12 protein-coding genes are annotated in these 13,589 nt (G+C 38.9%); 4 read left to right on the top strand and 8 right to left on the bottom strand.

All coding sequences use genetic code 11. From position 1 onward, the window contains the following. Nucleotides 1–34: 34 nt before the first annotated feature. Nucleotides 35–1,249: a CynX/NimT family MFS transporter gene (locus tag CWS20_RS12720; protein WP_066195438.1), complete on the top strand. Its 1,215-nt coding sequence runs from the start codon at nucleotides 35–37 to the stop codon at nucleotides 1,247–1,249. A 769-nt stretch (nucleotides 1,250–2,018) separates the two neighbouring features. On the opposite strand, the gene CWS20_RS12715 is transcribed toward CWS20_RS12720, so the two are convergent. Further along, on the bottom strand, nucleotides 2,019–2,876 hold the full coding sequence (locus CWS20_RS12715; RefSeq protein WP_066195434.1) for an AraC family transcriptional regulator: 858 nt from the start codon (nucleotides 2,874–2,876) through the stop codon (nucleotides 2,019–2,021). Nucleotides 2,877–3,302: 426 nt separating this feature from the next. Further along, entirely contained in the window at nucleotides 3,303–4,688 is a 1,386-nt protein-coding gene (gene hemG / locus CWS20_RS12710) for a protoporphyrinogen oxidase (protein ID WP_066195431.1), read from the bottom strand. A 240-nt stretch (nucleotides 4,689–4,928) separates the two neighbouring features. Between hemG and CWS20_RS12705 the strand changes: the two genes are divergently transcribed. The 3 genes from CWS20_RS12705 (at nucleotide 4,929) to CWS20_RS12695 (ending at nucleotide 7,568) form a co-directional block, all read left to right on the top strand. Beyond that, nucleotides 4,929–5,618: an ABC transporter ATP-binding protein gene (locus tag CWS20_RS12705; RefSeq protein ID WP_066195428.1), complete on the top strand. Its 690-nt coding sequence runs from the start codon at nucleotides 4,929–4,931 to the stop codon at nucleotides 5,616–5,618. Further along, nucleotides 5,615–6,958: an ABC transporter permease gene (locus tag CWS20_RS12700; RefSeq protein ID WP_066195425.1), complete on the top strand. Its 1,344-nt coding sequence runs from the start codon at nucleotides 5,615–5,617 to the stop codon at nucleotides 6,956–6,958. Before CWS20_RS12705 ends, CWS20_RS12700 begins: the two co-directional genes overlap by 4 nt. 91 nt (nucleotides 6,959–7,049) lie before the next feature. Beyond that, a complete protein-coding gene (locus CWS20_RS12695; protein ID WP_066195422.1) occupies nucleotides 7,050–7,568 on the top strand; it encodes a VanZ family protein in 519 nt (172 codons plus the stop codon). Nucleotides 7,569–7,612: 44 nt separating this feature from the next. Here CWS20_RS12695 and CWS20_RS12690 read toward each other — a convergent pair whose 3' ends face one another. The 6 genes from CWS20_RS12690 to CWS20_RS12665 all read right to left on the bottom strand — a co-directional run bounded on the left by CWS20_RS12690 (nucleotide 7,613) and on the right by CWS20_RS12665 (nucleotide 13,334). Continuing rightward, nucleotides 7,613–7,915: a TIGR04104 family putative zinc finger protein gene (locus CWS20_RS12690; protein ID WP_066195420.1), complete on the bottom strand. Its 303-nt coding sequence runs from the start codon at nucleotides 7,913–7,915 to the stop codon at nucleotides 7,613–7,615. Between the two features lie 517 nt (nucleotides 7,916–8,432). Next, nucleotides 8,433–9,497 carry a C45 family autoproteolytic acyltransferase/hydrolase gene (locus CWS20_RS12685; RefSeq protein ID WP_066195418.1) on the bottom strand — a complete coding sequence of 355 codons (1,065 nt, stop codon included), beginning with the start codon at nucleotides 9,495–9,497 and terminating at the stop codon, nucleotides 8,433–8,435. Nucleotides 9,498–9,937: 440 nt separating this feature from the next. Further along, nucleotides 9,938–10,687, bottom strand: a complete 750-nt coding sequence (locus CWS20_RS12680) for an ATP-binding cassette domain-containing protein (protein ID WP_326134780.1) — start codon at nucleotides 10,685–10,687, stop codon at nucleotides 9,938–9,940. An 18-nt stretch (nucleotides 10,688–10,705) separates the two neighbouring features. Further along, complete coding sequence (locus CWS20_RS12675; RefSeq protein WP_066195411.1) at nucleotides 10,706–11,479, bottom strand: ABC transporter permease subunit; 774 nt, start codon at nucleotides 11,477–11,479, stop codon at nucleotides 10,706–10,708. A 26-nt stretch (nucleotides 11,480–11,505) separates the two neighbouring features. Beyond that, complete coding sequence (locus CWS20_RS12670; protein WP_066195409.1) at nucleotides 11,506–12,489, bottom strand: aliphatic sulfonate ABC transporter substrate-binding protein; 984 nt, start codon at nucleotides 12,487–12,489, stop codon at nucleotides 11,506–11,508. A gap of 32 nt (nucleotides 12,490–12,521) precedes the next feature. Then, entirely contained in the window at nucleotides 12,522–13,334 is an 813-nt protein-coding gene (locus CWS20_RS12665; RefSeq protein WP_083957323.1) for a VOC family protein, read from the bottom strand. Nucleotides 13,335–13,589: the final 255 nt, after the last annotated feature.

Genomic DNA, 13,589 nt, shown 5'->3' with positions numbered 1-13,589 from the left:
CAAAATTATTACATCTACATAAAGGAGTTTAATTATGGCTCTAGTTCATACAGAAGCTAGACGGAAATTATTTTTCTTTTTCGGAATTATTGTTGTTTCATTTAATTTGAGACCGGCGATTACGTCCATTGGTCCGCTTATAAGCTCCATTAGGGAGGATTTAGGATTTTCTAATGGTGTCGCCGGCTTATTAACTACCCTGCCATTGCTGGCTTTTGCTTGTATTTCGCCATTTGCTCCAAAAATTTCGAAAAAATTCGGCAGTGAAATCGCTGTTTTGCTTGGCTTGCTTATTTTAGGGACAGGCATCATGCTTCGTTCTTCCGGCATTCTCTTCTTGTTATTTTTAGGAACGATTTTTATAGGTGTCGGGATAGCCATTTGCAATGTGCTTCTTCCTAGTTTAGTGAAGGAAAATTATCCATTAAAGGTTGGATTGATGACTGGTGTGTATACGTTATCGATGGGCATCTTTGCCGGACTTGCTCCTGGCATTAGCATTACTTTGGCACATGGTTCGTTGGAATGGCCGTCAGCGTTGAATATGTGGGCAATTCTAACTGTATTGGCAATCTTATTTTGGCTCCCGCATGTTAAAAAACAGCCCCATCAAGAAAAGAAAGCTACATTAGTACGGTCTCGTTCTTCACTTTGGAAATCACCCATTGCATGGCAGATTACATTATTTATGGGGCTGCAATCTTTTGTGTTTTTCAGCTTCTGCACTTGGCTGCCAGAATTATTAACAAATCGCGGCATGACTATTGAATCTGCCGGATGGATGGTAACCGTTATGCAATACGCCGGACTGCCGACCAGTTTTTTGATCCCTATTATCGCTGATCGACTTTCCCATCAAAAAGGGATTGCTCTTGGCATCGGAGCAACGATGATTGCGGGATTAGTCGGTCTCTTATTCGGAAAACAATTTCCGGTAATCATGATGAGTATTCTACTAGTCGGCTTGGCGCTTGGTGCTGCTATTAGCCACTCTTTAACTTTAATCAGCCTAAGGGCAACAGACGCAAAACAAGCAGCTGATTTATCCGGAATGGCGCAATCGATTGGTTATTTACTTGCAGCAATCGGCCCTTCTTTACTTGGATATATTTACGACATCACTCATAGCTGGTCAATCCCTCTTATTCTCTTGATTATGATTGCGGTCCTATTTACTTTTGCAGGTATAGGGGCAGGCAGAAACCAGTTTGTATTGCAGCAGGACAATCGTTCGACAACTAGCGCATAATGATTATAAACCGGTGTTCGGAAGTACATTTTTTCTTCTGGATGTCGGTTTTTTCCTATATTGATTTTGTCTCTCGTAAAGCACGCTTCTCTCATCCACTTCTCGGTGGTAGGTGTTAGTCTAGCTGCCTATTATTCGAACGAGTAATTTGACGTCTCCTTTTCGACCATTTGCGAATCATTTAATAGGGAATCGGCGATGTATTGACTTCTCTTCTACCTTCTAAGGATTATTGCGTTGCGAACGGGCGATGAGATGACTTTTCTTCTACCATCTGAGGACATTTGCGCAGCGAACGGGCGATGAGGACGCTTCTCTTCTACCTTCTATGGATCTTTGCGCAGAGAACGGGCGATGAGGACGCTTCTCTTCTACCTTCTGTGGAGCTTTATGCAACGAACGGGCGATGAGGACGCTTCTCTTCTACCTTCTGTGGAGCTTTATACAGCGAACGGACGATGAGGACGCTTCTCTTCTACCTTCTGTGGAGCTTTATGCAACGAACGGGCGATGAGGACGCTTCTCTTCTACCTTCTGCAGATCTTTCCACTGCGAACGGGCGATGAGATGACTTTTCTTCTACCTTCTGTGGACCTTTGCGCAGCGAACGGGCGATTTCACATCCACTATTTTACCTGTTTAAGAAGATTTATTGGACTCTTTCTTCAAAACTACGAAGAAAAAGCTTCGTCTTTTTTCATCATTCATAGGGCATGCTCACAGAAAAAATCCCGCCTAACCAAAAGGCGGGATTAAGGCTGACGGTAAATTATTTTACCGGTATCCATATTTCTGAGTAGAATTCGCTGGAATCAGATCCGTCCTCAGGGTATACTTCCATCTCTGGCGTGCCTGCATGCTCGTAGCCGCTCGTTGGAAACCATTCTGAGAATATTTTTTTCCACGTGCTTTGCATTGCTTCCGGCATTTCGCCGCTAACTTCAAATACAACCCATTTGGATGCTGGAATTTCTACTTTTTCAAATTGTGCTGATGTTTCCTCTGTTGATTCAACAGCAATCCAATAATCAATACTTCCTTCAGCCTCTCCTTCGTCTACACACACACCAAGAACACCTTTAATATTCCCGTCGTTCAGTTTGCACAGCTTATCAATTGTGCCATCATGATTTACTTTATTCCATAGCTTTGGAATTTCGATTAAGTTTTCATTCCCTTTTAATGAGTAGGTCCTTTTAATGCCCATAGCTGAAAATGCTTCTTTTTCAACAATATTGTACTTCACTGGTTCTGCTCCCTTCAGTATCACCTGAATAATTAGGCGATCATATAATTGTAGTTTGCCTCTATACTTTTTAGCGTCAGACGGTGACATAGCATGTTGCCTTCGAAAAGCTTTCGAAAATGACTCCGGGGTATCGTATCCATACTTATAGGCAATATCAATTACTTTTCCTGAGGTTTGGGATAGCTCCTTTGCAGCCAGGCTTAATCTCCTTCGCCTGATATATTCTCCAACGGAACAATCCGTCAGCATAGTAAATGTTCTTTGGAAATGAAATATCGACGCATTTGCCTCCTTTGCAACATCCTCAATTTTTATCTTTTCTAGCAAATGATTCTCAATATAATCAATCGCTCTTTGTATGTCTCGAATCCAAGTCATTTTCTTCACTCCCCATCATTATCTTATTACGGTAGAATCTTTTATTCCTGTCATTTTATGCTCTGTTCGGACAGTAATATAATGTGTTCTCACCTTGCTATCCCTATTGTAAAAGAAACTTCCAATTTAAAACAGGACAAGTTCCAATCCCATAATTTAATCATTTTTATTTTCTATTTAAAATTCATTGACCTTTAATTGTCGATACAAATTGGCTCGAAAAAAAGATGACCCTAATTTACGTTTTTAGAAGCAAATACATGCCTACCTCGACTTGGGCTGTATATGGATGGATGGCTAGCTAACCGAGTGGGCAGACTGGAGCCAATTTCACATTACGAAAAAACCCCTTTACAAAAGGGGTTTTAATTCTTATATTATCACTTTTTCTTCACTATGCCCCCGTTACAAAAATGGGTTTTCCATTCACAACTTCCTAATAATATCCCGAGCAACATTTTCTCCATTTTCAATACAATCCGGGATGCCGGAGCCGTAATAAGAGCTGCCTGCGATATATACGCCTGGATAGGTTACTGCCAATAGTTCCTCCAACTGTGCGATTGTTTGTGGATGATCTATCATGTATGTTGGCATTTGCTCTGTCCATTTAGTGACCTCGCTTGATATTGGTTCAGCTTTTATATGCAAGCTTTTTTCGATATCTACAAGTGCGAGCGCCAGCAATTCCTTTTCACTCATTTCCTTCACTTTTGCGAATGATGGATTGCTGCTTTTATAGAATAGCCTTACTAATAAATTTCGTGCCTCTGATGTATGTATCCACTTTCTGCTTGTCCACGTACAGGCATTACATGAGAGTTCGGCATTATTTGCTGCAATAAAGCCTGTGCCGTCAGCAGGCAAAATGTCATCCGGCACATTAAAGCCAACGTACACACTAATTAAAGAGCTATTATTTAGTTTAGCCAATTGCTGTTGGATATGGTTATCGCCAATAATTTCTTTAGCCGCTTGATGCGGGATACTTAACACAACATAATCAGCGTTCAATTTTTCATTCTTATTAAACACCACTTCATATTGTTCGCCAGTCCTGGTTAATGAAGTCACTTTTCTGTTTTTTAAAATTTCTACGTCCTCTAGTTTTCTCTCATATGCATGAATTAACGTGTTTAATCCTCTTTTAAAAGAAAGGAATTTCCTATCGCCGCTGCTTTGATATTTTTCCTTATTTGCAGCGTAGCCTTTTATAATGCTACCGTACTCTTCCTTGAAATCATAAACGCTCGGAAGCGTTGAAGCGATTGTTAAATCGCTGAGTTTCCCGGAGTATACACCCGATAAAACAGGGGCAATTTGCTTTTCTACCAATTCTTTTCCAAAGTAAAATTCCAAAAACGCTCCGATGCTATCATTTTTTGTAAAGGGGTTATGCGCTGTATATAAGTCCTTTAACGCTTCTACCTTTCCTTCTGCTGATACAAGCGGGGTATTTGCCAAAGATTCAATACTTGCGGGTATGCCAAAGACCGCATCAGCCGGAATGCCTTTTAATTCCCCTTCCGAAAAAATATATGACCGTCCTGCTGCATTATGAATAACCTCTTCTTTAAGCCCAAGCTCCTCCAGAAAGCTCATATCCATTGCCTTTCTTGTTACAATAGAATCGGCACCGGCTTCCATTATAAAACCATCCTCTTCTACAGTCCGAATCTTACCGCCTAATTGATCAGAGCTTTCAGCCAGCACAAGCTTTACATCAGAGCTATTCTCGGTTTTCCACTTTTGCAATTCATACATGGCTGAAAGACCATTTACCCCTGCACCAATTACTAATACCGTTTTCACTATGTACACCCCAATTTTCTAGATTCTATTAGTTAAAGTGTATCATACATCTAATCTTTTTCTTGCTCTACAATATTTCAATATGATGAACAAACCCTTCCATCATACAGTTTTTCCTTCTTTTCAAAACCTACTACGCCTTTTTTTAAAAAAAATTTTAAAAATATGTGTAGTGGTTAGCTTCTTACGAATCGTCTAATAGATTAGTTAAAAAAATTAATAAAAAGGTGGTCATTTTAATTGATTGAAATTAAAGAGGTTAGTCATGCTTTTGAGATAGGTAAAAAAAATCAAAAAAATATTATCCCTGTCTTAAAAGATGTTTCATTTAACATTAACAGAGGAGAAATTGTCACGATCATTGGCAGAAGCGGATCTGGCAAATCTACTTTGCTGAATATTATTAGTGGATTTATTAAACCGACTAATGGGGAAGTCTGGATTAATGAGAAATTAGTCAGTGAATTAAGCGAAAGCAAGTTTGCTGATTTCCGTTTAGAAACCATCGGATTTATCTTCCAAAACTTTCAGCTCATACCAAGTATGACTGCCTTTCAAAATGTTGAACTGCCTTTAATTTTTAAAGGAATCAATGAATCTGATAGAAAGAAACAAACGATGGAAACATTAAAACGGGTTGGATTAGAAGATTATAAAGACCATTATCCTAGTGAATTATCAGGCGGCCAGCAGCAGCGGGTCAGCATCGCGCGGGCTCTCGTTGTTAATCCCCCGCTCATTTTAGCTGATGAACCTACTGGCAGCTTAGACAGTGATACAGAGAAGGATTTACTGCATTTCATTCAGCAATTAAATAAAGATTTAGGCATCACCTTTTTGATTATTACTCATGATGAACAAGTAGCTAAAATCGGGCATCGAATCATTGAAATTGCAGATGGAAAGGTATTGGAAGGTGTAGCGCTATGACATTTAAAGACCAATTTAGGTTTGTTAGACAAAATATGAAAAAAAATAAATCAAGATTATTCATGACCGTGCTAGCAACAGCCATTGGCTGTGCATTTCTTATCGTCCTAGCTTCCGTTGGATTCGGTCTTCATAAATCTATTATTTCCGACATGATGGAAAATCAAATGGTTACACAAGTTGAAGTGTTTGGAAAAGAAGATGAAAAGGCGAATATGAAAAGCCTAACTGATGAGGATGTAGCATTCCTTGAAAATATAGAACAAGTAAAAGCAGTTACTAGAAGAAACGAACTGCAGCAATGGCCAAATTATGAAGTGGACGGCTATGAAGCTTCAACACAAGCAATCGTCACTCATTTTCCGTCGGAAATGAAAGCTGACTTCGAACTTTCATCTGGCAGATTACCAGAAAAAGAGAATGAAGTCGTTGTAGGCTACCATTTTGCTAAAGAATTAATGAAAGGTGTACCAGATGGAGTCGATGCTTATGAAGAAGATGGCACCATTAAAAAAGAATATGCCTATAATGGCAATTTGTTAAATTCGACAGTCAATATGACAGTTATCAAGAATCAAAACGGAAAAGAAATAACAGAAACGATTCCATTAAAAGTCGTAGGGATAGCAAAACAGCCTGGAAGAGAATGGATGAGGGAATCACATGTATTCATTTCAGAAAGCATTTTAAAGGATGTTGAAGCATTTACTGGCGTAAAAGGCGGCGCTTCTGAAATGTATGATGGCGGAGAAATAAAAGCAGATGCCGAAAAAACCTATGATTATATTAGAGTGTACGCGAACAATGTCCAAGCTGTTACCGACATCACGACTCAACTGGAAGATAAAAACTACATGGTTTATTCCGTTGCAAGTGAAATGAAACAAATCAATGCCATCTTCCTTATTATGAAAATTGGCTTAATCTTCATTGGAACAATCGCACTTATAATTGCTTCTATAGGTATTTATAACACGATGACAATGGCAGTAACAGAGCGTGCTCCAGATATTGGTATCATGAAAGCGATCGGTGCCAATCCAAAAACAATTAAAAATATCTTCTTATTAGAAAGCAGCTATATTGGCTTGCTTGGTGCTACATTTGGAACAATTGTTGCTTATGGAATAAGCTATCTTGTCAATCTCGCTCTTCCATACATTTTAAAGGCAGCCTTTGAAGATGCAGCGCCTGAAGGGTTAATGCTATCGTATATTCCATGGTCATTAACATTAATAAGTATCGCCATTTGTTTATTGGTTACCATTTTCTCCGGTTTGCGTCCAGCTAAACGGGCAACAAAAGTTGATGTTTTAAAAGCGATGCGCAGAGAGGTTTAAAGAAAAAGATAACAAATTAAAACGGGTAGAACACTCTTTTCTTCCAGATCGTTCTACCTCTGATTTTTTAACATTGGTAAGGATGTATTAAATGAAACGAATAAATTTACTTAAAACCATGTTTTGGTTCATGCTGATCTTTTATTTATTTTTATTAATAACGATTCTATTTATTAGAACTGGTGCAGATTATCGCAGTATTAACCTAATTCCTTTTGCGACCATTTCTGAATATATTAATGTGTATGATGGGATTCGCACAAAGCGCGTGGATGTAAATGTGTGGGGTAATGTGCTCCTATTTATTCCAGCCGGTATTTACTTCATGCTATTTGCTAAAAATCGAAGTGCCATGAAAGTTTTTTGCGCGATATTATACATAAGTATAAGCGTAGAAATTATTCAATTTATTTTTGCTATCGGCGCTTCTGATATCGATGATGTGATTTTAAATACTGCTGGTGGAGGGCTCGGCATCTTATTTTACTCTATCCTGCACTTCCTATTTAAAAACCAAGATCGGGTTAAGCGCTTTATCTCAGCCTTATCAATGATCGTTGGCGTACCATTGTTCTTTTTAACAATCACCTTATATTATGTGAATCGATAAATCATTATCATGAGAAAACAGACGAGAATCTTTCGTCTGTTTTCTTACCATAATGGGTCTTCTTCATTGCTTAATTTATATAGCTTTGGCATCAAAGCGAATACAATTAAGACTACTATTATTACAACAGCCGCACTAATTAAGAGTGGCACTCCAAAAGAGCTGAGCGGAACCCATGTGAATAATGGAATCATACTCACCATACCGTTTTTTTGCAGCGTATCACTTGTTACATATTGTCCTGCTTGGCAATTAGGGCACATCATTTTCTTTTTCAATGTAAACATTTTTTTTACGGTTGTAAACCAGCTCCATTGCTGGCCACAGTTTTGACAGGTTGGCATCATTCTCCCTCCTTTTTTAGCGAATAGGGTTGTTTCGCTTCCTGGTAGCACCGCCCAATAAAATATACTCTTCAGATCCGTTAAAGTATAGTCATTATTCTTTATTCAACCCATCACAACATCTCAGCAAAATGACTAAACAACATAAACGAAATAACAACTAATATAAGTAATACGATTGAATTCAAAATGAGTAAGAGTCTCGCAATACACCATTTAAACCGTTCATAAACATGGCTCGCTTCATATTTCGTTAACCCACAAAATTCAAAGTCATATACGATCCAATGATATAGTCCATTCCCTGCTGATTAGCTTCATTTACACTTATAAACAACTATATTCACCTAAAACAGTAGGATTTCTCTCTCTTCAGAGGAATAAATCACTTTTATTCACTTAAAGCACCAGCATTTCTCTCTCTTCAGAGGAATAAATCACTTTTATTCACCTAAAGCACCAGCATTTCTCTCTCTTCAGAGGAATAAATCACTTTTATTCACCTAAAGCACCAGCATTTCTATTTCCTAAACCAATTCGCCCCCTCATCCATATGTAAAAATGGAATATCCGTATCTACCTGACCAGTAATACGGCTCTTTGCAACATCCTGCCCGCTCAGCCACCTGTGAAAATCAAACTCAACAGGCTCCTGATTACCACCAAGCGCAATCCATGCCTTCATTTCACGCGGGAAATATGCTGTTGTATGAATGGTTCCCGCCCAGCTTCCATATAGATCAGAAAAAACGCCTTTGTCGGTATCATTCATCAGGCGAAAAGCATCGTTTGCATCTGCAAGACTACTCCTGTTTTCTTCTATTATACTCAGCCTTCTTTTAGAATCTGTTAACTGCCGTCGGTTTTCTTCCACCATCATTTCAAAATGGTTCGTGCAAGCTAGCGTTTCTCTTATGACAACGCCTCTTGGGGAAGTCTCTACTGCATAGCTTTTTCCCTCCCTATCATATACTACATATGTAAAGGAATGTCTGTGCGGAATTTCCTTGAGCATCATTGCCGCTTCGTCCGCATCAGCACATGATTCCAAGAGGAGCCTTCCGATCATACAGCAAATAAAGCCATCGCCTGGATTTTTCCTGTTCATGAAATTATAGCCTACACATAATCCTTTTTCATTCATGCCATCCATTCTTCCGGTTACCCTTTGACTCGGCCCAAGTATGCTATAGCCCTGATCAGCAGGCTGAAATAATGTATAGCGCCCTTCATACGTCTTTGGATGGTAGTCATAATTTCTAATTAAATAATGGTCGCCAACTAAAATAGAACATCCTGACTTGACGTAGTTTACCCTGTAGCCGCCGTATTCCTGCAATACTTTTTCTATCGGCCATTGTAAACTATCCTGCAATCCAATGATTTCATCCCAAACCCCGGGGGCAAAGCGCTGAATCGCTTGTCTTGCTTCTGCTGCATTTATTTGAAATCGCGGTTTTCTTACTTTCCACTGATCATCACGGTTTTTCACCGCTAAGGAATTTTTCAACACATTCCCTTGCATTACACCAAAATCATAATGAGTTCCTCTGAACTGTATAATATCGCTATATATGTCTTTCATGCTGTTTCCTCCTACCCGCTATAATCATCTAATGACAAGCATACTTGAATATAATAGGAAAATAAAGCGAACGAAAAGCCTAAACTCTAAACTTGTTAATAATCTTTTTTATCCACCTATTATGGTTATTCCATGCCTCCATTTCTTTAAAATAAGAAACTCATCTCAAAAAAATAATGAAGGTTTGTGATTCTCCGAGGCTTACCACTCGCTTTTTAGCGGTTCGAGCATCCAACTGAATTTTCTTATTTATACTTTTTAAAGCATTTTGAGAATAGGCTGGGACAGAAGTACTTCAGCCAAAGAAAAAACCAATCTATTATGTGAAATTCTGAAAGAGTTTCGTATAATAGTTCGGTTTATTTATTTTCATCGCTTTATTTAATTAGAAATTATTCGGTTTTAAGAATCGTTCATTTAGTCATGTCCCAGCCTCTTCTTTATTTTATTTTTTTCATTCTCTCCTGTACTTCGCCGTACATGATTCTTTCTAATACTTGTTCTTCCAAGAGGGCAAGATTATTTTCTGAAAAATGCCGGGGCCTTGGCGCATCTATTACTATGTCCATTGCAATTTGGCCTTCTTCAATTAATACTATACGATCTGCTAGTCTAATCGCCTCGCGTACATCATGGGTAACAAGCAACGCAGTAAAACCATTATTCTGCCATATTTCTTCTATGAGATTTTGCATCTCAAGCCTTGTAAAAGCATCAAGAGCACTTAACGGTTCATCAAGCATAAGCAGTGAAGGCTCATGAATTAATGCTCTCGCAAGCGCAACACGCTGCTTTTGTCCCCCGGATAAGGTTGAAGGCCACTCATCTTTATAGCCTAAAAGGCCAACAGAATCCAATACACCAGCAGCTTTATCCTTCCACTGCCCGTCAAGTCCTAACCCGACATTGTCTATTATCTTCTTCCATGGCAAAAGTCTGGAGTCCTGATACATCATCGTGATATTCACTTTTGATTCCTTTAATGGTGTGTTATTAAATAATAATTCGCCACTAGTTAAATTCTCTAAATCAGCGACTAACCGAAGTAAAGTACTTTTGCCGCTTCCGCTTTTCCCAATAATTGCGACAAACTGGCCCTTCTCAATTGTTAGATTAATCTTTTTCAGTACATTTTTTTCACCGAAGGATTTACTGCCATCTATCATGTCAATTTTAACTGCCTGCTCCATGCTCATCCCTCCGTTCCATTAAAGTTCCTTATTGTAGCTCGCATTCCATTTTAATGCGCGATTTTCACCAAACTGAGCAATGAGGTCTGCTAATTTACCAAGCAGCGCATAAATAATGATACTCAAAATAATGATGTCTGTTTGCATAAACTCCCGTGCATTTGTTGCTAAATAACCAATACCTTGTTCAGTGGGAATCGTCTCTGCAACAATGAGCGTCAGCCACATTACCCCTAGAGCATATCTAACGCCTACAAATATAGAAGGTAAGGCACCAGGCAGCAAGACCGCTTTAAATAATTTCCATCCTTTTAATTTATACATTCTGCCCATCTCAACTAAGCCAGGGTCAACGTTGCGAATACCATGAAACGTATTTACGTAAATCGGGAATAGAACGCCTAAGACGACAAGAAATATCTTTGCACTCTCATCTATTCCAAGCCAGACAATCACAAGAGGCAGCAATGCTAAATGCGGGATATTTCTTATCATTTGAATCGTTGTATCAGATAAACGATAGGAAGTATCAGACAAGCCGTTCATGATACCAAGTGCAAACCCTATTAAACCGCCAATCAGCATACCAATTACAGCACGTGACAAGCTGGCACCAACATGAGTAAATAGCTCGCCGCTAACTGTTAGCTGCCATCCGCTCACTAAAACGCTCAATGGTGAAGGAAATAAAGATGGGGTCACAATTTCTAATGCTGCTACAACTTGCCATACGACTAAAATAATGATCGGTATAATCCACGGTAGAAACCGATTAAACCAAGTTTTCCTCATCTCATCATTTCCTTTACATTTTCAACTTATTTCATTGGCATGTCTTTGGAGACATCCAATTTTGCAGGAATAAGGTCTACTTCAAAGTACTTATCTGCCTGGCGCTGCTGTGCATCAATAATTTCCTGTGTTATTCCTGATGCACCGAAAGTTCGGCGTTCCACTTGCTTTGTAATGACGGCTTCATCAATGCCTAATGCTTGAGAAATCAGCTTTGCTACTTCTCCTTTATTTTCATTTGCCCATTTGTCTGATTCATCTATTGTTGCTAATATTTCTTTGACTAAATCAAGGTGATTCTCATAAAAATCAGGGGTGGCAAAATAAAATGTACGGTTTGGATAATTATAGTTTTCTCCTTCTGTTAATGTAAGAACATCCAGTTCTGTTTCCACGCTAGCAAAGAAGGGGTCATAGGAAGCTAACGCATCCACTTGCTTCGTTTCAAAGATTGCTCTTCCCTGGGCTGCATCCTCTGGGTAGACCCACTGTACATCATCTGCTGTTAAACCTGCCGATTCTAAAGCTAATATGGCTAAATAATGATGATTACCGCCCTTCAGCACTCCAATTTTTTTGCCTTTAAGCTCTGCAATCGATGTAATGCCAGATTCTTTTAATACCATTAATCCTACACCTTCAGGATTGGGGGCATCTGCACCAACATATACGAGCGGTTTGCCTGAAGCTTGAGCAAATATTGCAGAGCCATCAGCTGCATGGCCAAAGTCAATTGCACCAGAATATAGCCCTTCCAATAACGCTCCTCCATGAACAAACATTTTCCACTCAATTTTATAGCCTTCACTCTCAAGCGCTTCCTCTAGCAGCTTATTTTCTTTAAGAATATTTAATGTATTTCCTTTTTGATAGCCGATTTTAATGACATTTTTATCTGCCTTATTGTTTGTAGAAGCTTCTTCAGAATTGCTAGATCCACCGCACGCTGCTAAAAAAATCATCGAAATAGATAAAATCATCATGAAAATCAGTTTATTTTTTTTAATCATTTCCTTTAAATCCCCCTGTTTCCCTTAATCTGCTAAATATACCGGTATTGAGCTCCCAGTATATGAAACTGCCCTTTTTGGTTTGCACCTGAAAAATCGACAGTAAAAGGTGCCTCTCCATGTTGGTTAAGAACCTCCTTTACCTTCCCCTCCCCAAGCGGTGAATAGAACGTAAGGTTTCCGCCTTTCAGTATGAGCGTTTGTGCGCTCGCATTTAAGTGGTCATCAATAAAGCTGTCTCCTTTTTCAAGGTCAAAGTAGCGGGTCCACGTTTCAACTGTTTGTTGCAAATCCGCTACGGCAAAGCCTATTGAATCTATTGCTAGATTTCCATTGCTATGTTCTGCAATGACTGATTGCTCAATCAGCTCTTCTTTACGATCCTCATCTTCATCATCCCATTGGATAAAGAATGGTAATTCAAGCGTATTATGGTTTGTGCCCACATATAATAATCTCCAGGTGATTAACTTCCCGTCAGGTCTCCGTCGGCTTAAAGGCAGAGGGCCATTGACATTTAATCCGTTCTCTTTAAACCTTTTTGCATCTGCTTCTATATCATTCGTTCGGATAGCTACTCTTGTCAGCCCTTCCGCATAGTTTCTATTAACAAATGTTTCTCTTAGGCTATGTTCAATACCCGCTGCTGCTTCAACGAGCTTCTTATCGAAAGTGCCTATAATCTCGATATAACTTAAATCAAAATAGCTTAACGTATTATACGTACCATATGTTTCATGTCTACCGCCTTCCACTACATGCAGCCCAATACGGCGAAGCTGCTCCATCGCATTCAGTGGATGATCAACAAAATGAACAAGATGGTCGAACTGATATATACTCATATGCCCTCCTAGTTTGTAGAGTTTTCTATATTTTTTTACTCTTCACACAACATAAGTCTATAAATCAATAAATCCGATGTCAAGATAAAAATTTGAGTATTCTTACCAGCATAGTCGGTTTATCGCGTTATCAGAACTAAACACCAATTAAATAAACAAGCAAAACCTATATTTTTAGTGAATATAAGAGTATATGTGTGCAGATCATTTAATGAGCATGGTTACATAATTTCACGAATAAAACAAAAAAACTAA

This window comes from Cytobacillus horneckiae (assembly GCF_002835735.1).
Taxonomy (GTDB): domain Bacteria; phylum Bacillota; class Bacilli; order Bacillales; family Cytobacillaceae; genus Cytobacillus; species Cytobacillus horneckiae.
Note: the sequence above shows the minus strand (reverse complement) of the source record. Positions and strands in the feature narration are given on the sequence as shown.